Origin of the sequence: Burkholderia multivorans ATCC BAA-247, from assembly GCF_000959525.1 — a bacterium.
Classification (GTDB): Bacteria; Pseudomonadota; Gammaproteobacteria; order Burkholderiales; family Burkholderiaceae; genus Burkholderia; species Burkholderia multivorans.
In genome coordinates, this window is the sequence record NZ_CP009832.1 from 1761190 (window position 1) to 1784263 (window position 23074).

A 23074-nucleotide genomic window follows, 5' to 3' on the forward strand; every position below is an offset into this window, starting at 1 on the left:
CGTCCGCAAATGACTCCGCAATGACCGGAATGGACGTTTCTCAACCGAGAATATCTGACTACCATTTTCGGCACAAGCACGTCGCCCGAGAGGCGGGCGATGCGTCAAAAAGGAATGGAAGGAGACACATGGCTCAGTTCGGAAATGAGGAGATCGGCCGTGCGCCGCACGGCCCCAGGGACGCGTCCGGCAAGCGAAGCCTGTCCGAGCGGTTCACGGAATGGAGCCTGAACTGGGTTCCCGATTCGATGGTGTTCGTCGTCGCGTTGACGGTCGTCGTATTCCTGCTCGCGCTCGGATTGACGCTGCACGGGCCGATGGAACTGCTCGACGACTATGCGAAGGGCTTCTGGGTCTTGCTGACGTTCGCGATGCAGCTGACCGTGATGATGATCACGGGCTTTGTCGTGGCCGACTCGAAGCCGGTGAAATCGACGCTGATCCGCATCGTCGGCATCCCGCGGACCGCACGGTCGACGTTGATCATGTTCTGCCTGATCGTCGGCATCGTCGCGTGGCTGCACTGGGCCGCCGGCCTCATGGTCGCGATCATCATGGGCAAGGAGATTGCGGTCCGCAAACGCGGTATCGGCCTCCATTATCCGGTCCTGGTCGCGTCGGCCTACGCAATGATGATGCTCATGGCGAACGGTCCGTCGCAGTCGGCGCCGTTGCTGGCTGCCACGGCGGGCAATTTTCTCGAGAAGTCCATAGGCGGCCTGATCCCGCTGACACAGACGGCCTTGTCGCCTTTTCTTCTCGTGTTCGTGCTGTTCGAACTGCTGACAATCCCGTTCATCTTCGTGTGGCTGACGCCCAGGAAGGAAAGCGCCGTCGACATCACCGACGAAATTTACCAAGAGTTTGCGCAGGCGCCACCGGCCGACAACACGAGACGGAGCGATCTGCGTCCGGCCGAGAGGTGGGAGCGTTCGCGGCTTCCGCTCTCGATCGTCGGCGTCGGCATTTTGTTCTGGATTGCGAATTTCGTGGCCACGCACGGCGTCGGCAAGATCGATCTGAACGTGATCAATTTTGCGCTGTTCGGGATCGGCATGGTGCTGCATGGGTCGGCACGCAGCTTCGTCGCGTCGGTGAAGCAGGGTGTCGGCACGACCTCCGGCGTGATTATTCAGTTTCCGCTGTATGCCGGCATTTTCGGGCTGATCGTCCATTCCGGACTGTCTGAAGTCATCACGCACTGGTTCCTGTCGATTTCGACGCCGCGCACCTACGCGTGGATCGTCGTGATCTACACGACCATCATGGACTTTTTCGTGCCCTCGGGCGGCTCCAAGTTTGCGATCGAGGCGCCGTACATCATTGCGGCCGGCCAGAAGCTCGGTATTCCCGTTGCCCACGTCATCAACGCGTACAGCACGGGCGGTCAGCTTGCGAACCTGATCCAGCCATTCTGGGCGCTGCCGTTCATTACGGCTTTTAGAGTCCGCTTCCAGGACATCCTTCCTTACACCTTCGTGATTTTCATCTATGCCATCGTGCTCGCGAGCATTGCGTTTCTCGTGTTGCCGGCCGGGCTGTGAAGGTCACGTCGCTTGAACACAGTCATTGCGGAGATACAGGTATGCGGGCAGCCATGGTAGGTGCGGGTTCACTCGGGACGATTATCGGGGCGCTGATGACGCGGGCCGGCAAACAGATCGATCTGGTCGACAGTTACCAGGAACACGTCGACGCGCTCAACGCGTGCGGCGCGACGATCACCGGCGCCTTGGAGCTGAATGTTCCGGTTCGCGCCTTGACGCCCGATCAACTGACAGGGCGCTACGACCTCGTGTTCCTGTTGACGAAGCAGACGGTCAATCAGGCGATTCTGACGACGTTACTACCGCACCTGCATGCCGACAGCATCGTCTGCACCTTGCAGAACGGCATACCGGAGCATGCGGTGGCGGCGCTCGTCGGCGCGGAAAGGACGGTGGGCGGTGCCGTGGGCTTCGGCGCGACGTGGCTGAAACCCGGTGTGTCGTCGCTCACCTCGAGCTATGAGGCAGTGCAGAAGTTTGCGTTCGAGATCGGCGAGATCGACGGCGTGATCCGTCCGCGCCTGAAAGTCGTTCAGGCGTATCTCGAGTGCGTCGGCACGACCGAGATCCGCGCCGACCTGATGAGCATCCGGTTTTCGAAACTCCTGATGAACGCGACGTTCAGCGGCATGTCGGCGGCGCTCGGCTGTACGTTCGGCGACGTGCTCGACGATTCCCGTGCGATGGCGTGTCTCGCCTTCGTCGCCGACGAGTGCATCAAGGTCGCGCATGCGCACGGCGTACGCCTCGCCGAGATGCAGGGCAAGAATTTCGAATGTTTCGAACTGGCGAGCGCCGCCGACATTCCTTCGAAGATGCCGCTCTATCGCGAGATCTGGGGGGCGCACGCGAAGCTGAAAGCCAGCATGTTGCAGGACCTCGAAAAACGGCGCGATACCGAAATCGGCTACATCAACGGGCTGATCTGCGAGAAGGGCCGTGAGCGAGGTGTGCCGACGCCGTTCAACGACAGGATCGTCGCGCTCGTTGCCGAGGCGCAAGCGCGGCGCGGCGTCAACGACTTCAGTCATCTGGCGCGCTTCGACGACCTGCTCGCCGCGCACGTGCGCGATCTTCCCGCTCTCGCGTGTTTAGACATGTGATCGACACGCAGGCCCATCGATCCAGTTTTCCGTCCACTGCCCCACGAGGCATTTCATGAGCAAGAAGACCATCATCAGCTGCGCCATCACGGGCGCCGTCCACACGCCGTCGATGTCACCGTATCTTCCGTGCACGCCCGACGAAATCGCCGAACAGAGCATCGCGGCTGCCGAGGCGGGGGCCGCCATCATTCATCTGCATGCGCGCAATCCGGCGGATGGCAGCCCGTCGCCGTCTGCCGACGTCTATATGCGATTCCTGCCGCGCATCGCGGAACGGACCGATGCCGTGATCAACATCACCACGGGCGGCAGCGTCACGATGACGCTCGAGGATCGGCTGCAAGGCGCGCTGCGCGCGTCGCCCGAAATGGCGTCGCTGAATACCGGCTCGTTGAACTTCGCGATGTTCAGAATGGCGGAAAAACCGCGCGAGTGGAAACACGAATGGGAAGTGCCCTACCTGAAAGCCACTGAGGACGGCATTTTCCGCAACACCTTCCGCGACATCAAATACATCCTGGAAACGCTGGGAAAAACGCACGGTACGAAGTTCGAGTTCGAGTGCTACGACATCGGCCACCTGTACAACCTGGCTTACTTCGTCGACATCGGCATGGTGAAGCCGCCGTTCCTCGTTCAGTCGGTGTTCGGCGTCATGGGCGGTATCGGCGCCGATCCGGAGAACATCTTCCTGATGAAGCAAACGGCCGACCGGCTGTTTGGCCAAGACTACGTCTGGTCGCTATTCGCGGCGGGCAAGCAGCAGATGCCGTTTACGACGATGGGCGCGTTGATGGGCGCGAACGTCCGTGTCGGCCTGGAAGACAGCCTGTTCCTCGAGCGCGGTAGGCTCGCGACGTCGAATGCGGAACAGGTCGCGAAGATTCGCCGAATTCTCACCGAGCTGGGCGTGGAGATCGCGACGCCGGATGAGGCTCGCCAGATGCTTCAGCTGAAGGGGCGCAATAACGTAGCGTTCTAGCGGGTGTTCGGCTAGAGCCCGATTTGTATCCGACCGCATCGTCCGCCGGGACGAGGGGGCAGTGTGGCGAACGACGCCGACAACGACGTCAAGCGCCACCACGTGCGGGCGGCTGCTCGTCTTACTGCCGGGCGGGGAGTAGGGGCCAGCCGGGATTCGATTGAACCTCACGGTCGCGGGCTTCGGCCCATGTCCGAAAGTCACAGATGCTGTCGGCAGCTCTCCGCGCCAACGAAAAAACCAATAATGTATTGATCTTACGGGGTTTTCCGAGCTTCGCCGGGTTGCGCAGGAACAGCTGACGGTGCCCAGGAGAGGACTCGGTCACACGAGCGCGCCCCCCGGCTGCGCTTGCAAGCGCAGCCCTTCGAGTCCCCACGCAAAGCGCGCAGGCGCTTTGCTTCCTGGGCCGAAAATGAAAAAAGGCCGGCATGAAGCCGACCTTTTTAAAACAGATGGTGCCCAGGAGAGGACTCGAACCTCCACGGTGTTGCCACCGCTAGGACCTGAACCTAGTGCGTCTACCAATTCCGCCACCTGGGCACGTTTGCAGTAGCTGCTTGCTGCAAAGAAGCGAAATTATAGCGCCCCAATTATTCGTGTCAACATTTTTTTGCGATGCGCCGCAGGGCGGCCGCCGCCGCGTGCGGCGGCGCGACTCGGCGTCATTTTGCGACACGGCCGGGTGATAGAATGAGCCGCCGCCGTCACTATAGAACTGTCTGACGGACACTTCTATGTTGATGCCGTGCACCATCTGTCAACGCAACGAGAACAATCATCGACAAACCCTTGAGCAAATATCCGTACCCCATTCCGAGCCGTGAAGAGATTCTCGGCGTGCTGCGTACGAGCGACGCGCCGCTGGCCGCCAACGACATCGCGGAAGCGCTGTCGATCAAGCGCCAGGAGCGTGAAGGGTTCTTCCGGCGTGTCGCCGCAATGGAGCGCGACGGCCAGATCCGGCTCGACAAGCGTGGCCATTACCAGCTGACCCATCCGTCCAATTTCGTGGCCGGCCGCGTGCAGGGCCATCGCGACGGCTACGGCTTCGTCATTCGCGACGACGGCCAGGACGACCTGTTCCTGCCGAACGGCGAAATGCAGAAGGTGATGCACAACGATCGCGTGCTCGCGCGGATCGTCGGCTACGACCGCCGCGGCCGGCCCGAAGGGCATGTGGTCGAGGTCACCGAGCGCGCGAACAAGCGCGTGATCGGCCGTCTGCTCAACGAGAACGGCGCGCTGATCGTCGCGCCCGAAGACAAGCGCATCGGCCACGACATCCTGATCACGCAGAACGTGAAGAAGGCGAAGGTCGGGCAGGTGGTCGTCGTCGAGCTGACCGATTTCCCGAGCCGTCATTCGCAGCCGCTCGGCCGCGTCGTCGAGGTGCTCGGCGACATCGACGATCCGGGCATGGAAATCGAAATCGCGGTGCGCAAGTACGGCGTGCCGCACGAGTTCAGCCCGGCGGCGCTCGACGAGGCCGCCGCGCTGCCCGACAAGGTGCGCCCGGCCGATCTGCGGTTCCGCGTCGACCTGCGCGACGTGCCGCTCGTGACGATCGACGGCGAAGACGCGCGCGACTTCGACGATGCCGTCTACTGCGAGCCGACGAAGGTCGGCCGCGGCGACGGCTTCCGGCTGATCGTCGCGATCGCCGACGTGTCGCACTACGTCCAGCCGGGCAGCGGGCTCGACGCCGACGCACTGGAGCGCAGCACGTCGGTCTACTTCCCGCGCCGCGTGATTCCGATGCTGCCGGAGAAATTGTCGAACGGTCTCTGCTCGCTGAACCCGCAGGTCGACCGCTGCGTGCTCGCGTGCGACATCGTGATCACGGCGCGCGGCGAGATCAAGGCGTATCAGTTCTATCCGGCCGTGATCCACTCGGCCGCGCGTCTCACGTATACGGAAGTCGCGGCGGTGCTCGCCAACACGAAGGGGCCGGAAGCCGCGCGTCGCGCGGAGCTGCTGCCGCACCTGCAGAACCTGTACGGCGTGTACAAGGCGCTGTTCGCGGCGCGCCAGAAGCGCGGCGCGATCGACTTCGACACGACGGAGACGTACATCGTCTGCAACGCGCAGGGCAAGATCGAGCAGATCGTCCCGCGCCAGCGCAACGACGCGCACAAGCTGATCGAGGAATGCATGCTGGCCGCGAACGTCTGCGCGGCTGACTTCCTGAAGCGCAACAAGCATCCGGGCCTGTACCGCGTGCATGCAGGGCCGACGCCGGAGAAGCTCGAGAACCTGCGTGCGTTCCTGCGCGGGATGGGCCTGACGCTCGGCGGCGGCGAGACGCCGCACGCGAGCGACTACGCGGCGCTGATGGCGCAGATCCGCGACCGGCCCGACGCGCAGATGCTGCAGCCGATGCTCCTGCGCTCGATGCAGCAGGCCGTCTACAGCCCCGACAACATCGGTCACTTCGGCCTCGCGTACGACGCCTACGCGCACTTCACGAGCCCGATTCGCCGCTATCCGGACCTGCTCACGCACCGCGCGATCTACGCGATCCTGTCGGGCAAGAAGTACGTGCCGAAGGCACCGGAAGGGTTCGAGCTGAACACCGCGCTGTCGCCGCGCGCCCGCGCGATGCAGCAGGCGGACGACGAAGCGCGCAACCGCTCGCGCAGCAACACCGCGATCTGGGAAGAGCTCGGCCTGCACTGCTCGGCGAACGAGCGCCGCGCGGACGAGGCGTCGCGCGACGTCGAAGCCTGGCTGAAGTGCTATTTCATGCGCGACAAGCTCGGCGAGGAGTACGGCGGCATGGTGAACGGCGTCACGTCGTTCGGCATCTTCGTGCAGCTCGACACGCTGTTCATCGAAGGGCTCGTGCACGTGACGGAACTCGGTTCCGACTACTTCCAGTACGACGAGATCAAGAACGAGCTGCGCGGCGAACGCACGGGCATCCGCTATCGGCTGTCGGACCGCGTGCGCGTGCAGGTGAGCCGCGTCGATCTCGACGCGCGCAAGATCGACTTCCGGCTCGTGCGCGACACGCCGGTGAAGGCGCCGCGTCCGGTCGTTGCGCCGACACCGGGCGCCGAGCGCGGCGGCCCGCGCGTGCGCGCGCTGCCGTCCGCGGAAGAATCGGCGCCGCATCACAAGAAGGCCGCGAGTGCGCCGAGCGCCGCGGTGAAGGAAGCGCGCGCGGCGCGCGCAGCCGCTAAGAAGAAGGGCGGCACGGCGGCGAAGGCCCCCGCGAAGAAGGTGCGCGCCCGCAAGAAACACTGAGCGTGCGGGGCGCAATGCGCTCCGCCGTATCGAAAGACGCCGCGTCGCCGGTCACGTGCCGGCCACGCGGCGCTTTCCTTTTCCATGGATCGCGGCTGCGCGCGTCGTGCGGCCGCACGTTTGATCGAAGGTTGTTCCAGTCATGTCACGTCTGAAGGTTCTTTACGGTTTTCATGCGGTGACCGCACGCTTGCGGCACGATGCAGCGACGGTGGTGGAGGTGCTGTACGACCAGACGCGTCGCGATCGCCGCATGCAGGACTTCCTGCACGCCGCGAAGGAAGCGGGCGTGCGGCTGATCGCAGCCGACGAGACGCGTCTGTGGGGGCTCGCGCATACCGAGCGTCACCAGGGCGTCGTCGCGCGCGTCGAAGACCTCCCGCTCGCGCAAAACCTGTCCGAGCTGCTCGACGGCATTCAAGGGCCGGCGCTGTTGCTGGTGCTCGACGGCGTCACCGATCCGCACAACCTCGGCGCGTGCCTGCGCGTCGCCGATGCGGCCGGCGCGCACGCTGTGATCGCGCCGCGCGACCGTGCGGTCGGCCTGAACGCAACGGCTGCGAAGGTCGCGAGCGGCGCCGCCGACACCGTGCCGTACATCACGGTCACGAACCTGGCGCGTGCGTTGCGCGAGCTGAAGGAAGCCGGCGTGTGGATCATCGGCACGTCGGACGAAGCGTCGGCGACGCTGTACGACACGAAGCTCGACGGCCCGGTCGCGATCGTGATGGGCGCCGAAGGCGAGGGCATGCGCCGGCTCACGCGCGACACGTGCGACGAAGTGATGAGCATTCCGATGGCGGGCAGCGTCGAAAGTCTGAACGTGTCGGTGGCGAGCGGCGTATGCCTGTACGAAGCGGTTCGGCAGCGGCGGGCGAAAGGCTGACGCGTCTGCCGCGCCGCACGAGGCATCGCCCGCGTCTGCCGCGCCGCGAGCGCGCAGCACGATGCGCATCGCGCGCCCGCAAGCGCAGCGGCGCGCGTTTTCTTCCGGTTCTCACTCGATGACATCGTTTCGCGTCGGCGCGTCGTGCGCCGCCTTGTGCCTGCTTGCCGCGTGTGCGTCGCCGTCGCTGGTCGAACGCGGCAGCTACTATGCCGATACGAGCCTGCACGCGCGCGGCGCCGATTCGCGGATCCGCTTTCTCGTGATGCACTACACCGAAAGCGACGAGGCGAAATCGCTGCGCACGTTGACGGGCGATACGGTCAGCGTGCACTACGTGGTGCCGGCTCATCCGCGCAGCGAGCGCGGGCAGCCGGTCGTCTATCAGCTCGTGCCCGAAGCCCAGCGCGCGTGGCATGCGGGCGTCAGCGCATGGCAGCAGACGACCGAACTGAACGCGGCATCGATCGGCATCGAGAACGTGAATCGCGGCCCGCTCGATCCGCAGCAGCGCACGTGGCAGCCGTATCCGCCGGAACAGGTCGATGCGCTGATCCGGCTGTCGAAGGACATCGTCGCGCGTTACGGCATCGCACCGACTCGCGTGGTCGGGCACAGCGACATCGCACCGCAACGCAAGATCGATCCGGGCCCGCTGTTTCCGTGGCGCGCGCTCGCACAAGCCGGCGTCGGCGCGTGGCCCGACGACGCGACGGTCGCCGCGCGGCTCGCGGGCCGCGACCCGCATGCGCCCGTCGACGTGCGCGAGCTGCAGGCGAAGCTCGCGCGCTACGGCTACGACGTGCCGATCGACGGCGTGCTCGACACGCGCACGCGCCGCGTGTTTTCGGCGTTCCAGATGCACTTTCGGCCGTCCGACTATGCGGGCGATGCAGATGCCGAGACGGACGCGATCGCGCAGGCGCTGCTCGACAAGTATTTCCCGGGCCAGCCGCCGATGGATGGCGCGCGGTCCGACGTCGATCCGCAGTGAGCGACCGGCGCGCCGAAAACGGGCGGCCGCTTGCGCGAGTCCGGTAAACTGGCGGTTTTTCCGCAATCCTGCAGCATCATCCATCCCATGACTCAAGACGAACTCAAACGCCTGGTCGGCCAGGCCGCCGCCGATTACGTGATCCACAACGTGCCGGAGGGCGCGGTGATCGGCGTCGGCACCGGCTCGACGGCGAACTGCTTCATCGACGCGCTCGCGGCCGTCAAATCGCGCTATCGCGGCGCCGTATCGAGCTCCGTCGCGACGACCGAGCGCCTGAAGTCGCACGGCATCGCGGTGTTCGACCTGAACGAAGTGGAGTCGCTGCAGGTGTACGTCGACGGCGCCGACGAGATCGACGCGAGCGGCGCGATGATCAAGGGCGGCGGCGGTGCGCTGACGCGCGAGAAGATCGTCGCGTCGGTCGCCGACACCTTCGTCTGCATCGCCGACGCGAGCAAGCGTGTGCCGGTACTCGGCGCGTTCCCGCTGCCGATCGAAGTCGTGCCGATGGCGCGCACCGCGATCGGCCGGCGCGTGACGGCGCTCGGCGGCGTGCCGGTGCTGCGCGTGACGAAGGACGGCGCGCCGTACATCACCGATAACGGCAACGAGATCCTCGACGTGAAGGGGCTGCAGATCGCCGATCCGCGCGGTTTCGAGGCGCAGGTCAATGCGTGGCCGGGCGTCGTGACGGTCGGGCTGTTCGCCGCGCGCGGCGCGAATCTGTGCCTGCTCGGCACCGAACACGGCGTCGAGACGATCGTTTATCCGGCGCATTGAAAAACGTCGGCGTGCAATCGGTCAGAACGCGCACATAGCCGTAATGGATTGCATGTTTAAATCTTGAAAAAATCATGGCCCGGCAGGCGCAGCGCGCTTCCCGGGCTTTTTTTGAGGCCGTATAAATCTCCGCGTCAAAAAGAGGGATAACCCTGTCAGGTGTTTACCAGATAGCGGAATGGCGTCGAACTCATCAACTTATAGATCATAAGAACAGTCGTAACCAGGGCCGGCGGAACTGCGGAGCAGGTTTTCGCAAATCGACGCACGGGGAGGTGTCATGGAGCAGGGCAAAGACCGGTCACTGGTCGCCAAAGTGATGGATGGACTTGTCACGGGTATCGTCGAGGACAAGTATGGCGGCATCCTGCCGCCGCAGGACGTGCTATCGAAAGAGTTCGACGTGAGCCGCACGGTGATGCGTGAAGCATTGTCGATGTTGCTGGCGCGCGACATGCTCGACGTGCGTCCGAAAGTCGGCACGCGCGTGCGTCCGATGCGCGACTGGCGCATGATCGACGAAGACGTCGTCAGCTGGCGGTTCCGGGCGAAACCCGATCCGCAGTTCATGCGCGACGTCATCGAGTTCCGCATGCTGATCGAGCCGCGCGCCACCGCGCAGGCGGCCGTGCGTGCGACCGCGACCGACATCGCCGGCATCCGTGAGGCGTTCGAAGCGTTCAAGGTGCTGGAGCCCGGCGATCCCGGCTACGACACGGCGGACGAACTGCTGCATACGCGGATCGTGCAGGCGAGCGGCAACCAGTTCTTCCAGCAGATGGCGGCGATCGTGCGCGGCGCGGTGCGGCTCGTCAATCCGCGCGTCGTGCAGAAGGAAGGCGCGCATGAGGTCGCGGTGCAGGCGCATGCGCGCGTCGTCGACGCGATCGAGCGGCGCGATCCGCGCGAGGCGGAAGCCGCCGCGCTCGCGCTCATCGATTTCAGCGCGGACGAGATCTCGCGCGACTTCTCGGTCGAAGTGCCCGTGCGCGCGTGAGCGCGTTGCCGATCCGGATGCCGGCCCGCCGTTTATCATGACGGCCTGCCGGCGTCGTGCCGGCCGTTGCTCCACGACCGACACGGAAAATCCGGATGAACGACCTCGACCAGCGCCCGGTGCGCTTCGGCATCATCGGCGCGGGCGGCATCGCGCGCCGCTTCGCCCAAAGCCTCGCGCACGTACCGGGCGCCGCGCTTGCCGGCGTATGGGCACGCCGCGCGGACGCGGCCGCCGCGTTCTGCGCGGCCTGCGGCGGTACGCCCGCGGCCAGCGTCGACGCGCTGCTCGCGTCCGACATCGATGCCGTCTACATCGCGACGCTACATGACAGCCACGCGCAGTACGCGCTCGCCGCGCTCGCGGCCGGCAAGGCCGTGCTCTGCGAAAAGCCCGCGACGCTGAACGCGGTGCAGCTCGATGCCGTGCTGCGCGCCGCACACGCCGCCGGGCGGCTGTTCATGGAAGCGATGAAGCCGCCGTTCTTTCCGCTCTACCGCCGGTTGCGCGCACATCTGAACGCCGATCCGATCGGCGAGATCCGGCTCGTGCGGGCAGGGTGCGCATCGTCGACGGTGCCGGCCGAGCATTCGGTGTACCGGCTCGATCGTGCGGGCGGCGCGCTGCTCGATATCGGGATCTACGAAGCCTTTCTGGCCGTCGACTGGCTCGGGGCACCCGTCGACGTGCAGACGCTCGGCCGTCTCGGCCCGACCGGCGTCGACGTGTTCGCAAGCCTGAACAGCCGCCACGCGAACGGCGGCATCGCGCAGCTGTTCTGCGGGCTCGACGTGATGGGGCGCGGCGATGCGCTGATCGCGGCGGCCGGCGGCCACGTGACGATCCACGAGAAATGGTGGAATCCGGCGCGCGCGACGATTCGCTATGCAGACGGCCGCACGGTCGAACTCGATGCGCCGTTCGAAGGCGGCGGGCTCAACTATGAAACCGGGCACTTCTGCGAATTGCTGCGTGCCGGCGAGATCGAAAGCCCGATCGTCACGCATGCGCATTCGCGGCAGATGATCGCGATGACCGACGCGGCACGCGCCGCGCTCGGTGTCCGTTATCCGGACGAGTGACGGTGCGGCGCGCGGCGCAGCGCGTGCCGCGCGGCCGCGGTCAGTGCCGTGCCGGCAGCGACAGGCGCTTCTCGTACCAGCGCTGCACCCACTCGAGGATCTGGCATAGCACCCAGTAGATGGCCGCGGCCGCGAGATAGAGCGGCAGCGGCTGATAGGTCGCGGCGATCATTTCCTGCGCGCTGCGCAGCAGCTCGGTCACGGTGATGACGGACACGAGCGAGGTGTCCTTGATCAGGCTGATCAGGCTGTTCGACAGGCTCGGCACCGCGATGCGCAGGGCCTGCGGTCCGATCACGTAGCGCAGCGTCTGCCCCCACGACAGCCCGAGACTGTACGCGGCGAGCCACTGGCCGCGCGCAATCCCGTTGATTGCGCCGCGCATGCTTTCGGACATGTACGCGGCGACGTTCGCGGACAGCGCGATCACGCCGGCCGGCGTCGGATCGAGCGAGATGCCGAGGCTCGGCAGGCCGTAGTAGATCACGAAGATTTGCACGAGCAGCGGCGTGCCGCGCATCAGGCTGACGTAGGCGCGCGCGAGCCACGCCAGCGCATTGACCCAGATGCGCTCGAAGCCTTCCAGCGGTTCGCCTTGCCGGATGCCCATCATCGCCAGGACGACGGCGCCGAGCAGGCCGAACACCATCGACAGCACGGCGACTTGACGGTCAGAACGGCGCCCTGGGCGAGCACCGGCAGCGATTGGACGAGCAGGGACGTGGTCGACATGGAGTACGGAACGGATGCGTGCGCGAAAGCGCAATCATAAACCGGACGAATAAAACAAAGGGCGGCATCGTTGCAGATGCCGCCCTTGTCGGTCCGCCGTCAGGCGGCGCGTGGAGGCCGGAGGGCGCTTACTTCAGCGGCTTCGTCACGTCGATGCCGAACCACTTGTCCGAGATCTTCGTGAACGTGCCGTCGGCTTCGAGCTGCGTCATCGCGTCGTCGATCGCCTTCTGGAACTTCGGGTTGCCCTTCTTGAACGGAATGCCCGACGGATTCGCCGAGCCGACGTTCGCGCCCGGGCGCAGCGGCAGCTGCGAATTCTTCGTCAGGTACGCGAGCATCAGGCGGTCGTTGAGTGCCGCGTCGAGACGGCCGGCCGCGAGGTCGCGCAGATACTCGGGCGCGCCCGGATACGTCTTCACGTCGATGCCCGGCACCGACTTCGCCATGTCCATGTAGTTCGTGCCGAGCGCGACGCCGAGCTTCTTGCCCTTCAGGTCTTCGAGCGACTTGAACTGGCGCGTGTCGTCCTTGCGCTGGATCAGCTGCGCGGACGAATACGTATAAGCCGGCGAGAAGTCGAGCGTTTCCTTGCGCTTGTCGGTGATGCCGACCTGGTTGACGATCACGTCGAACTTGCCGGCCTGCAGGCCGGCGATGATGCCGCTCCATTCGGTCGTCACGAATTCCGGCTTCACGCCGAGCTTCGCGGCGACGGCCTTCGCGATGTCGACGTCGAAGCCGACGAGCTCGCCTTGCGGATTCTTGGAGTTGAACGGCGGGAACGTGCCCTCGAGGCCGATCCGCAGCGTGCCGCGTTGTTTGACCTGGTCGAGGAGGTCGGCCGCATGCGCGGTCGCGGCGGCGAACGACGTGCCGATCAGACCGGCAACCAGCAGCTTCTTCAGCAGCGCAAATTTCATCGTGTGAGCTTCCTTGCCCCGGCGGGGCTCATGATCTGACAATGGCGTCGATCATAGCAAAAATACAATCGACGTCAAAATATCGTTTGTTTATGCCTATATTACGCGGCACGCTCGCGCGCGATCGCCTTCACGCATTCGGCCACGAGCGCAGGGCCGCGATAGATGAAGCCGGTATAGAGCTGGACGAGCGATGCGCCGGCCGCGAGCTTCGCGCGCGCGTCATCGCCCGAGAAAATGCCGCCGACGCCGATGATCGGCACCGCGCTGCCGACTTCCGCGTGCAGTTTGCGGATCACCTCGTTCGACGCATCGAACACCGGGCGGCCCGACAGCCCGCCCGCTTCGTCCGCGTGCGGCAGGCCTTGCACGGCGGCGCGCGACAACGTCGTGTTGGTCGCGATCACCGCTTCGATCTTGTGGCGCAGCAGCGTATCGGCGATCGCCTTGACCTGTTCGTCGTCGAGATCGGGCGCGATCTTCAGCGCGAGCGGCACGAGCTTGCCGTGCAGGTCGGCCAGACGCTGCTGCTTGTCCTTCAGTGCAGCGAGCAGCGCGTCGAGTTCGCCCGCGCCCTGCAGCTGGCGCAGGTTCTTCGTGTTCGGCGACGAAATGTTGATCGTCACGTAGCTCGCGAACGGGTAGACGCGCTCGAGGCAGTACAGATAGTCGTCGGCGGCGCGCTCGATCGGCGTGTCGGCATTCTTGCCGATGTTCAGGCCGAGGATGCCGCGATAGCGCGCGGCCTGCACGTTCTTCACGAACTGGTCGACGCCGTGGTTGTTGAAGCCCATCCGGTTGATCAGCGCCTCGGCCTGCGGCAGGCGGAACATCCGCGGGCGCGGATTGCCGGGCTGCGCGCGCGGCGTGACCGTGCCGACCTCGATGAAGCCGAAACCGAGTGCCGCGAGGCCGTCGATGGCCGCGCCGTCCTTGTCGAGACCGGCCGCCAGGCCGACCGGGTTGCGGAACGTGAGGCCCATCACCGTACGCGGCGCGTCGGGCACGCGCGCCGACAGCGCGCAGGCGAGGCCCGTGCGGCCGGCGGCGCCGAGCGCGCGCAGCGTGAGGTGGTGAGCGTCTTCCGCATCCATCTTGAACAGGGATGCGCGGGCCAGCGGATAGAGGGAACTGAACACGGGAATTGGGCGGACAGCCGGAATGAATGACAACCCGCTATTTTACCGGGAGTTGTGCGGCAGAGGCGGGCTTTGGTCCGGCGTGCTCGCGCGCCGCGATCTTTGCGCGCTGTCCCGTGCGCAAGCGGCGGCGCCGCGTACCGCTCACACCGAGCCGGTGTGACCGCCGGGCAGCGGCGCGCGCGCGAGTGCGGCGTCGACGGGCGGCAGATCGACGCGCGCCGGGTCGAGCACCTTCCAGCGGCCGTCGATGAGTCCTTCGAGCGGATGGAAGTTGGCCTTGTACGCCATCTTCGGGCTTTCGCGGATCCAGTAGCCGAGATAGACGTACGGCAGGCCGAGGCTCTTGGCCTGTTCGATCTGCCAGAGGATGTTGTACGTGCCGTAGCTCGTGTGCGGATCGTCGGGCTCGAAGAACGTGTAGACCGACGAGAGCCCGTCGCCGAGGATGTCGATCATGCTCACCATCCGCAGCTTGCCGGGCTCGCCGTCCGGCGCATCGGGATCGCGGAATTCGACGAGGCGCGAATTGATCCGGCTTTGCAGCAGGAACTGCTCGTACTGGTCGCGGCTGTCGCGGTCCATGCCGCCGCCCGCGTGGCGCGCCGACTGATAGCGCATGTAGAGCGCGTAGTGATCTTCGTCGTAGTGCAGCGGCGATACGGTCGCGACGAGCGCGCGATGCCGCTTCCACATCCGGCGCTGCGTGCGCGACGGCGCGAACGCGGCGACCGGCACGCGAACCGGCACGCAGGCGCGGCAGCCGTCGCAGTACGGCCGATAGGTGAACACGCCCGAGCGGCGAAAGCCGGCCTTCACGAGCTCGGTGTAGATGTCGGAGTTGATCAGATGGCTCGGCGTCGCGACTTGCGAGCGCGCGATACGGCCGTCCAGATAGCTGCACGGATAGGGCGCCGTTGCATAGAATTGCAGCGCCGAAAGCGGTGAAAGCGGCAGCTCAGTCGGGTGAGTCATGGGCAGCTCTCGATGCAGGGATGGAGTGCCGCGCTAGCGCTCGATCCCGGAAGGGGCCGCCGGCTCGGTGCGGCCCGTCAGCGCGGCGAGCACGCGCTTGTCGAACTGCCACGGAATCGGCGGTTCGGCCACCGCGCGGCGCACGTGAGCGACAAAGGCCTTGCGTGCGATCTCGCGGCCGCCGAGCGACGCTAGATGCGACGTATTCTGCTGGCAGTCTATCATCTCCAGCCCGTGCTCGCGAAGGTGGGCGACGAGCGCGGCCAGCGCGATCTTCGAGGCGTCGGTGACGTCCGCATACATCGACTCGCCGAAGAACATCTGCCCGAACGCGACGCCGTACAGCCCGCCGACGCGCCGTCCGTCGTGCCAGGTCTCGATGCTGTGCGCATTGCCGGAGCGATAAAGCGACGTGTACGCGTCGATGATCTCGGCCGTGATCCACGTGCCGCGCTGCCCGCGGCGCGGCGCCTGCGCGCACGCACGCATCACGCCGCGGAAGTCGTGATCGACGCGCACTTCCCATGCGGGATCGCGCAGCACGCGCTTGAGCGTCTTCTTCAGCGACGGCGATACCTTGAACTCGTCCGGCACGAGGATCATCCGCGGGTCGGGGCTCCACCACAGCACGGGCTGGCCGTCCGAATACCACGGGAAAATGCCGCGCAGATACGCGTCGATGAGCCGCGACGGCAGCAGATCGGCGCTCGCGGCAAGCAGGCCCGGCGCGCCGGTCGCAGGTCCGAGCGCGCGTTCGACGGGCGGAAACGGATCGTCCGGGCCGAGCCAGGGAACCATGGGCCGATTCAGCCGTTGCGCAGCGAGCGGAAGATGTCGCCGGTGTGTACGCCGTAGTCGCCGGTCGCGCGATCGGCGAAGAAGAAGCGCAGCGTCTGGCTGACCGTCGGGAACGCGATCTCGTCCCACGGGATGTCGGCTTCGTCGAACAGCTTGACCTCGAGGCTTTCCTCGCCGGCCTCGAATTCCGGATCGACGAGCCGCGCCAGATAGAACAGATGCACCTGGTGCACGTGCGGCACGTTCAGCAGCGTGAACAGGTTCTGCACCTCGACGCGCGCGCCGGCTTCCTCGAGCGTTTCGCGCGCGGCCGCCTCGGCGGTCGTTTCGCCCATCTCCATGAAGCCCGCGGGCAGCGTCCAGAATCCGTAGCGCGGTTCGATCGCACGGCGGCACAGCAGCACCTGTTCGCCCCATACCGGCACCGTGCCGACGACGTTGCGCGGATTCTGATAATGGATCGTGCCGCAGTGATCGCAGACGAAGCGCTCGCGGTTGTCGCCCTGAGGGATGCGCGCGATGACTTCGTGGCCGCAGACGGAGCAGAATTTCATGTCGAATGGAAGGGACGAGGTGATTGCGAGTGTATCACCGGGGCGGCGCATTCTCGAACGCGCGCATCGGGCGCGCGGCGGTGCGCGCGCGACGGACCGAAACCGCACGGAAAACAAAAAGCCCGGCGCTGGGCCGGGCTTTCTGCGGAAATCGGGACGCTTGGTTGCGGGGGTAGGATTTGAACCTACGACCTTCGGGTTATGAGCCCGACGAGCTGCCAGACTGCTCCACCCCGCGTCCGTCGAAAGATTGAATTATAAGGAGTAACCCGAGCGCGCGCAAGCACTTTGTGAGAATCGCGTTCGAAAGGCGGCCGGGGTCGGGACGCGCGACGCGTGCGCTAGAATCGAGCGGTTTGTGTCGTCACTCCGGCAGCGGAGCCCGCGATCGCCGCGGCGCCGTTGCGATTCTCATTACAGCATCGACGGATTCATGGACATCGCTCACGATCTGCAATCGATCGGCGCGCAGGAACAGGCGCTCGTGTTTCCCCACTTCGATCCGGCGCGCGCGTGGGCGCTCGGCAACCGCATGCATGCGCTCGCCGCGTCGCGCGGGCACGCGGTCGCGATCGACATCGTCACGTTCGGGCACCCGCTGTTCTTCTCGGCGCTGCCCGGCGCCACGCCGGACAACGCCGACTGGGTGCGCCGCAAGCGCAACGTCGTCGCGCATTTCCGCCGCAGTTCTTATGCGATCGGGCTGCGCATGCAGCAGGCCGGCACGACGCTCGCCGACAAGCACGGCCTGCCGCTCGCCGAATACGCGCCGCACGGGGGCGCGTTTCCGCTGACCGTCGCGGGTGCCGGCGTGATTGGCTCGGTCACGGTGTCGGGACTGCCGCAACGGCTCGATCATGAATTCGTCGTCGAAACGCTGTGCGCGGAGCTCGGTCAGGACTACGGCGTGCTGGCGCTCGCGAGGAGCTGAACGATGCAGCTGCCCGGATACGCCTGGCTCGCGATCGCGATCGTCGCGGAAGTGATCGGCACGTCGGCGCTGCGCGCGGCGGACGGCTTCACGCGCTTCTGGCCGTCTGCGCTCGTCGTCGCCGGTTACGGCGTCGCGTTCTACTGCCTGTCGCTGACATTGCGCACGATGCCGGTCGGCATCATCTATGCGGTGTGGTCGGGCGCGGGCATCGTGCTGATCACGCTCGTCGCGATGCTGCTGTACCGTCAGGTGCCCGACCTGCCGGCGGTGATCGGCCTCGGCCTGATCATCTCGGGCGTCGTGGTGCTGAACCTGTTCTCGAAGATGCAGGCGCACTGAACGTGCGCACGATTGCCCGATAGATAGACGCTCATGACCGACACCGCTTCCGTTTCTCCCGAATCCGCCCAGCCCGACGTGCGTGCGTATGTTGCGAACCGCATCGGCTTTCTCGAACTGAACCGGCCGAAGGCGCTGAACGCGCTGTCCGTCGCGATGATCCGCACGATGCAGCAGGCGCTCGATGCGTGGCGCGACGATCCGGACGTCGTCGCGGTCGTCGTGCACAGCCCGCATCCGCGCGCGTTCTGCGCGGGCGGCGACGTACGGTTCTTCCATGAAGCATGGCAGCGCGGCGACCGCGACGCGGTCGACACGTTCTTCATCGAGGAATACACGCTCAACCACGCGATCTTCACCTATCCGAAGCCGTACATCGCGCTGATGCACGGCGTCGTGATGGGCGGCGGGATGGGGATCTCGCAGGCCGCGCGGCATACGGGCGGCCTGCGCGTCGTCACCGATTCGACGAAGATGGCGATGCCCGAAACCCGCATCGGACTGTTCCCGGACGTCGGGATGAGCTGGTTCCTGGCCCGTACGCCGGGCATGATCGGCCGCTACCTCGCGGTGACGGGCGCGACGCTCGACGCGGCCGGCGCGTTGGCCGCGCAGCTTGCCGACGTCTACGTGCCCGACGCCGCGTTGCCGGCGCTGATCGACGCGCTGAAGGGCACGCGCTTCGACGACGGGGCGCAGGCGGTCGCGTGCGTCGCCGATGCGGCGGCCGCGCACAAGGTCGTACCGACGCCGGATACCTCGGCGCTCGCCGATGCGCGCGCCGGCATCGATCGGCATTTCGCGCAGCCCGACATCGGCGCGATCGTCGCGTCGCTCGAGGCGGAGCAGGACTGCGCGGCCGTCGACGGCTGGGTCGAGAAGGCGACGCATGCGATGCGCAGCGAGCTGTCGCCGCTGTCGATGGCCGTGTCGCTCGAAGTCGTCGACCGCGCGCGCGGCGCGACGATGGCCGAATGCCTGCGACGCGATCTCGATCTCACGCGCTCGACGTTCGCGCGCGGCGACGTGATCGAGGGCGTGCGTGCACTGATCGTCGACAAGGATCACCAGCCGGCATGGCGGTTCAAGTCGATCGCCGACGTCGATCGCGCGGACGTGCTCGCGATGTTCGACAGCCCGTGGACGCCCGACACGCATCCGCTGCGTCATCTGAAGGACTGAATGCGCGGTGCCGCGCGAAGCGGCGTATCGAAATGAAAAGGCCGCCTGTCGATGCAGGCGGCCTTTTCGTTGGCGGGCGCTCGAACGCGCGGTATGTCGTTTGGCGACTGGCGGCCGACGGGCGCTCGAACGCGCGCGGCCGTGCTTGGCCGATCAGTCTTCGCCGGCGTCGTCCGACATGAACGCGCGCATGAACACGAGCGCGCCGAAGCCCCAGATCGCATTGGCCGCGAAGCCGGCCGCGAGCACCGGCATCATGTTGCCGGACGGCCAGAGGCCGCGCAGCGGATCGATCGCGAACACGCGCGCGGCGGTCAGCACGATTCCGCCGAACAGCAGCGCGCCGATCCACGGCGCCTCGCGCTCCGGCGACACGCGCAGCAGCCACGCCATCGGGATCGCGATGCACGCGCTGATCAGCGCGTTGGCGACAAATTCAGGAATACCGAGCGGCGCGAACGGCTGCGTCGAGAAGCCGGCCGCGGCGATCAGATCGGCCGTATGCAGCAGCGCCAGCGTCGCTTCGCGGAAGAACAGGGCGGCCAGGAAGCCGGAGAGGAAGGGCAGGATGACTTTCTGCATCGGTCGGTAGTGTGTGCTGCATGCGCGTGCGGCGAAGCCGGATGCGCGCGGTTGTTCGGACAGGGCGTCATTATAGGGCCGGGCCGGCGCATATTCGCTGCAGCGTCGCGCTAATCACGAAAGCGGAAAACCTAAGCTCAAAAAAATCGTTCCAAAGCCGCGCCTCGGTCCCTAGACTGATTTCCCAGAAGCCGCCGTGCATCCGCGCATTCGCCCGCCGCACGGCCCGACCGGCGAACCATCCCGATTCGAACGCACACCATGCATGCGGCGCCGACGCGCGCCGCGAGCAGGGCGACGTTTTATCTCAATTCTGGCAAGGACAGTCACGCAGGAGCAGCAGATGAATGTGTTCTGGTTTATTCCCACGCACGGCGACAGCCGCTACCTCGGCACGGCCGAAGGCGCACGCGCCGCGGACTACGACTACTTCCGGCAGGTTGCCGTCGCGGCCGACACGCTTGGCTACGAAGGCGTGCTGCTGCCGACCGGTCGCTCGTGCGAGGACGCGTGGGTCGTCGCGTCGAGCCTGATTCCGGCAACGCGGCGGCTGAAGTTCCTGGTCGCCGTGCGGCCCGGCATTGCGTCGCCGGGGCTGTCCGCGCGGATGGCCGCGACGTTCGACCGGCTGTCCGGCGGCCGTCTGCTGATCAACGTCGTGACGGGCGGCGATGCGGCCGAGCTCGAAGGCGACGGGCTGTTCGCCGATCACGATACGCGCTACGAGATCACCGACGACTTCCTGCACATCTGGCGCGGGCTGCTCGCCGCATCGCACGACAACGACGGCTTCGACTATATCGGCAAGCATCTGCGCTCGAAGGGCGGCAAGGCGCTGTATCCGCCGGTGCAGCGTCCGCATCCGCCGCTGTGGTTCGGCGGTTCGTCGCCGGCCGCGCATGCGATCGCGGCCGACCACATCGACACCTATCTGACCTGGGGCGAACCGCCCGAGGCCGTCGCGAAGAAGATCGCCGATATCCGCGCGCGAGCGCAGGCGCGCGGGCGCGAGATCAAGTTCGGCATTCGTCTGCACGTGATCGTGCGCGAAACCGAGGACGAAGCGTGGCGCGACGCCGACCGGCTGATCAGCCGTCTCGACGACGACACGATCGCCCGCGCGCAGCAGGCCTTCGCGAACATGGACTCCGAAGGGCAGCGCCGGATGGCCGCGCTGCACGGCGGCAAGCGCGGCGGGCGCGAGACGCTCGAGGTGTATCCGAACCTGTGGGCCGGTGTCGGCCTCGTGCGCGGCGGGGCGGGCACGGCGCTCGTCGGCAATCCGGAGCAGGTCGCGGAGCGCATGCGCGAATACGCGGCGCTCGGGATCGATACGTTCATCCTGTCCGGCTATCCGCATCTCGAAGAGTCGTACCGTTTCGCGGAACTCGTGTTCCCGCTGATCAAGGGCAAGCAGGCGCAGCGTCCGACCGGACCGCTGTCGGGGCCGTTCGGCGAGATCGTCGGCAACAGCTATCTGCCGAAGACGAGCCAGAGCTGAGCGAAGGGAGGCTGCAATGACGACGACAACGTCGACGACCGGCGGCGCCGCCGCCCGTGCGTGGCGCGGTATCGCGCCGTGGCTCGTGCCGCTCGCGCTGCTGGTCGCGTGGGAGATCGGTACGCGCACGGGCTGGCTGTCCACGCGCGTGCTGCCGGAGCCCGTCGCGGTCGTGCGGGCCGCGTGGTCGCTCGTGACATCGGGCGAGATGTGGGCGAACGTCAAGGTCAGCACATGGCGTGCGCTGCTCGGCTTTGCGGTCGGCGGCGGCGTCGGCCTTGCGCTCGGGCTGGCGACCGGACTGTCGAAGGCCGCGGAGGTCGCGCTCGACTCGACGATCCAGATGATCCGCAATATTCCGGCGCTCGCGATGATTCCGCTCGTGATCCTGTGGTTCGGGATCGACGAGAAGGCGAAGCTGTTCCTCGTCGCGCTGGGCGTGTTCTTTCCCGTCTACATCAATACGTATCACGGCATCCGCTCGGTCGACGCAAGCCTGATCGAGATGGCGAAGAGCTACGGCGTGCGCGGCTTCGCGCTCTACCGGCACGTGATTTTGCCGGGCGCGCTGCCGTCGATCCTCGTCGGCGTGCGTTTTGCGCTCGGGCTGATGTGGGTGATGCTGATCGTCGCGGAAACGATCTCCGCGCAGTCGGGCATCGGCTACATGACGATGAACGCACGCGAATTCCTGCAAACCGACGTCGTGGTGGTGGGCATCCTGCTGTACGCGGTGCTCGGCAAGCTGGCCGACGTGCTGGCGAAATGGCTCGAGCGCGTGACGCTGCGCTGGCACCCCGCCTATCAATCAGGAGCGAAGGCATGAATGCGACCACTTCGGCGGCCGTCTACGGGCCGCTGGCCGGCGCCGATCTCGAAGCCGAACTCGCGCAGACGCGCGTGGCGGACGACGCAGCGCGCGACGCGGCGATCGTGGAGCGCGACGGCGGTGCAGCCGTTGTGCCGCTTGCGCGGCGCCGCGCGGGCGATGCGGCGTCCGACGATGCCGTGACGCTGAGCGGCGTCAGCAAGCGTTTCGGCACGCGCACGGTGCTCGACGACGTCGATCTGCGGATCGCGCGCGGCAGCTTCGTCGCGATCGTCGGGCGCAGCGGCTGCGGGAAATCGACGCTGCTGCGGCTCGTCGCCGGCCTCGAGCAGCCGAGCGACGGCACGCTCGCGACGCGCGGTGCCGCCGGCGGCGCGCTCGATACGCGAATCATGTATCAGGACGCGCGGCTGCTGCCGTGGAAGACCGTGCTGCAGAACGTGATGCTCGGCCTCGGCCGCCGCGCGCGCGACGACGCGCGTGCGGTGCTCGCCGAAGTCGGCCTGCTCGAGCGCGCGGACGACTGGCCCGCGCAGCTGTCGGGTGGCCAGCGTCAGCGCGTCGCGCTTGCGCGTGCGCTCGTGCATCGTCCGGAGTTGCTGCTGCTGGACGAGCCGCTCGGCGCGCTCGACGCGCTGACGCGCATCGAGATGCATGCCCTGATCGAGCGGCTGTGGCGCGAGCATCGGTTCACCGCGCTGCTCGTCACGCACGACGTGCAGGAAGCCGTCGCCCTCGGCGACCGCATCCTGCTGATCGAGCAGGGGCGTGTCGCGCTCGACCAGCCCGTGCCGCTCGAGCGGCCGCGCGCGCGGGCGTCGGCGGCGTTCGCCGCGCTCGAGGACCGCGTGCTGCAGCGCGTGCTCGGCGGGCGCACGGAGGAGGTGCGCGACGGCGACGCGAACGTCCACGCGAGCGGCGGGCGATCCGTCGCACGGATCCGCTGGGCCGTTTAATCCG

Annotated in this window: 21 protein-coding genes, 2 tRNA genes and 1 pseudogene; 15 read left to right on the forward strand and 9 right to left on the reverse strand. The window is 66.5% G+C overall.

The genetic code is table 11. The annotated features are described in order from the left end of the window. The first annotated feature begins 20 nt into the window (after positions 1-20). The 3 genes from NP80_RS20570 to kce are packed head-to-tail and all read left to right on the forward strand — an operon-like array spanning position 21 to position 3635. Positions 21-1544 carry a TIGR00366 family protein gene (locus NP80_RS20570; protein ID WP_226823080.1) on the forward strand — a complete coding sequence of 508 codons (1524 nt, stop codon included), beginning with the start codon at positions 21-23 and terminating at the stop codon, positions 1542-1544. Then, positions 1541-2650, forward strand: a complete 1110-nt coding sequence (locus NP80_RS20575; RefSeq protein WP_006404899.1) for a ketopantoate reductase family protein — start codon at positions 1541-1543, stop codon at positions 2648-2650. The genes NP80_RS20570 and NP80_RS20575 overlap by 4 nt, the downstream gene beginning before the upstream one ends. 55 nt (positions 2651-2705) lie before the next feature. Continuing rightward, positions 2706-3635: a 3,5-dioxohexanoate:acetyl-CoA acetone transferase gene (gene kce, locus NP80_RS20580; RefSeq protein WP_006400249.1), complete on the forward strand. Its 930-nt coding sequence runs from the start codon at positions 2706-2708 to the stop codon at positions 3633-3635. A 456-nt stretch (positions 3636-4091) separates the two neighbouring features. On the opposite strand, the gene NP80_RS20585 is transcribed toward kce, so the two are convergent. Continuing rightward, positions 4092-4178, reverse strand: a tRNA-Leu gene (locus NP80_RS20585). 249 nt (positions 4179-4427) lie between these two features. On the opposite strand from NP80_RS20585, the gene rnr reads away from it, so the two are divergent. The 6 genes from rnr to NP80_RS20615 all read left to right on the forward strand — a co-directional run bounded on the left by rnr (position 4428) and on the right by NP80_RS20615 (position 11626). Then, entirely contained in the window at positions 4428-6884 is a 2457-nt protein-coding gene (rnr, locus tag NP80_RS20590; RefSeq protein WP_006400209.1) for a ribonuclease R, read from the forward strand. Positions 6885-7026: 142 nt separating this feature from the next. After that, positions 7027-7770, forward strand: a complete 744-nt coding sequence (gene rlmB, locus NP80_RS20595) for a 23S rRNA (guanosine(2251)-2'-O)-methyltransferase RlmB (protein WP_006400207.1) — start codon at positions 7027-7029, stop codon at positions 7768-7770. 118 nt (positions 7771-7888) lie between these two features. Beyond that, positions 7889-8764 carry an N-acetylmuramoyl-L-alanine amidase gene (locus tag NP80_RS20600; protein ID WP_045594347.1) on the forward strand — a complete coding sequence of 292 codons (876 nt, stop codon included), beginning with the start codon at positions 7889-7891 and terminating at the stop codon, positions 8762-8764. An 87-nt stretch (positions 8765-8851) separates the two neighbouring features. Next, the gene (gene rpiA, locus NP80_RS20605; RefSeq protein ID WP_006411731.1) at positions 8852-9547 is read left to right on the forward strand and encodes a ribose-5-phosphate isomerase RpiA; all 696 of its coding nucleotides are present in this window, start codon (positions 8852-8854) and stop codon (positions 9545-9547) included. 280 nt (positions 9548-9827) lie between these two features. Then, positions 9828-10544 (forward strand): FadR/GntR family transcriptional regulator, encoded by a 717-nt coding sequence (locus NP80_RS20610; RefSeq protein ID WP_006400204.1) that lies wholly within the window; start codon positions 9828-9830, stop codon positions 10542-10544. A 95-nt stretch (positions 10545-10639) separates the two neighbouring features. After that, on the forward strand, positions 10640-11626 hold the full coding sequence (locus tag NP80_RS20615) for a Gfo/Idh/MocA family protein (protein ID WP_006404895.1): 987 nt from the start codon (positions 10640-10642) through the stop codon (positions 11624-11626). 40 nt (positions 11627-11666) lie between these two features. On the opposite strand, the pseudogene NP80_RS20620 reads toward NP80_RS20615, so the two are convergent. The 7 genes and pseudogenes from NP80_RS20620 to NP80_RS20650 all read right to left on the reverse strand — a co-directional run bounded on the left by NP80_RS20620 (position 11667) and on the right by NP80_RS20650 (position 16985). Next, positions 11667-12358, reverse strand: a pseudogene (locus NP80_RS20620) (amino acid ABC transporter permease). Between the two features lie 128 nt (positions 12359-12486). Beyond that, positions 12487-13281: a cystine ABC transporter substrate-binding protein gene (locus NP80_RS20625; protein WP_006400201.1), complete on the reverse strand. Its 795-nt coding sequence runs from the start codon at positions 13279-13281 to the stop codon at positions 12487-12489. A 101-nt stretch (positions 13282-13382) separates the two neighbouring features. Beyond that, on the reverse strand, positions 13383-14420 hold the full coding sequence (locus tag NP80_RS20630) for a quinone-dependent dihydroorotate dehydrogenase (RefSeq protein ID WP_006400200.1): 1038 nt from the start codon (positions 14418-14420) through the stop codon (positions 13383-13385). Positions 14421-14564: 144 nt separating this feature from the next. Next, positions 14565-15395 carry an arginyltransferase gene (locus NP80_RS20635; RefSeq protein ID WP_006400199.1) on the reverse strand — a complete coding sequence of 277 codons (831 nt, stop codon included), beginning with the start codon at positions 15393-15395 and terminating at the stop codon, positions 14565-14567. A gap of 33 nt (positions 15396-15428) precedes the next feature. Next, positions 15429-16193, reverse strand: coding sequence for a leucyl/phenylalanyl-tRNA--protein transferase (aat, locus tag NP80_RS20640; RefSeq protein WP_006400198.1), 765 nt, complete (start codon positions 16191-16193; stop codon positions 15429-15431). Between the two features lie 8 nt (positions 16194-16201). Beyond that, positions 16202-16747 (reverse strand): NUDIX hydrolase, encoded by a 546-nt coding sequence (locus tag NP80_RS20645; protein WP_006400197.1) that lies wholly within the window; start codon positions 16745-16747, stop codon positions 16202-16204. Between the two features lie 161 nt (positions 16748-16908). Next, positions 16909-16985: transfer RNA gene (locus NP80_RS20650), tRNA-Met, on the reverse strand. Positions 16986-17180: 195 nt separating this feature from the next. Here NP80_RS20650 and NP80_RS20655 point away from each other — a divergent pair. Genes NP80_RS20655 through NP80_RS20665 form a run of 3 tightly spaced genes read left to right on the forward strand, consistent with a single transcriptional unit; the run spans position 17181 to position 19202 of the window. Continuing rightward, complete coding sequence (locus tag NP80_RS20655) at positions 17181-17678, forward strand: heme-degrading domain-containing protein (RefSeq protein WP_006400196.1); 498 nt, start codon at positions 17181-17183, stop codon at positions 17676-17678. 9 nt (positions 17679-17687) lie between these two features. Beyond that, the gene (locus tag NP80_RS20660) at positions 17688-18020 is read left to right on the forward strand and encodes a DMT family transporter (RefSeq protein ID WP_370445547.1); all 333 of its coding nucleotides are present in this window, start codon (positions 17688-17690) and stop codon (positions 18018-18020) included. Between the two features lie 33 nt (positions 18021-18053). Beyond that, the gene (locus NP80_RS20665) at positions 18054-19202 is read left to right on the forward strand and encodes an enoyl-CoA hydratase/isomerase family protein (RefSeq protein ID WP_006411727.1); all 1149 of its coding nucleotides are present in this window, start codon (positions 18054-18056) and stop codon (positions 19200-19202) included. A 153-nt stretch (positions 19203-19355) separates the two neighbouring features. Here the strand turns inward: NP80_RS20665 and NP80_RS20670 are convergent, their stop codons facing one another. Further along, positions 19356-19784: a hypothetical protein gene (locus NP80_RS20670; protein WP_006400193.1), complete on the reverse strand. Its 429-nt coding sequence runs from the start codon at positions 19782-19784 to the stop codon at positions 19356-19358. Between the two features lie 343 nt (positions 19785-20127). Here NP80_RS20670 and ssuD point away from each other — a divergent pair, with 343 nt between their 5' ends. Genes ssuD through NP80_RS20685 form a run of 3 tightly spaced genes read left to right on the forward strand, consistent with a single transcriptional unit; the run spans position 20128 to position 23070 of the window. Then, positions 20128-21285, forward strand: coding sequence for an FMNH2-dependent alkanesulfonate monooxygenase (ssuD, locus tag NP80_RS20675; RefSeq protein WP_006411728.1), 1158 nt, complete (start codon positions 20128-20130; stop codon positions 21283-21285). 16 nt (positions 21286-21301) lie between these two features. Next, entirely contained in the window at positions 21302-22111 is an 810-nt protein-coding gene (gene ssuC / locus NP80_RS20680) for an aliphatic sulfonate ABC transporter permease SsuC (RefSeq protein ID WP_006400191.1), read from the forward strand. Further along, positions 22108-23070, forward strand: a complete 963-nt coding sequence (locus NP80_RS20685; protein WP_006404889.1) for an ATP-binding cassette domain-containing protein — start codon at positions 22108-22110, stop codon at positions 23068-23070. Before ssuC ends, NP80_RS20685 begins: the two co-directional genes overlap by 4 nt. The last annotated feature ends 4 nt before the right edge of the window (positions 23071-23074 follow it).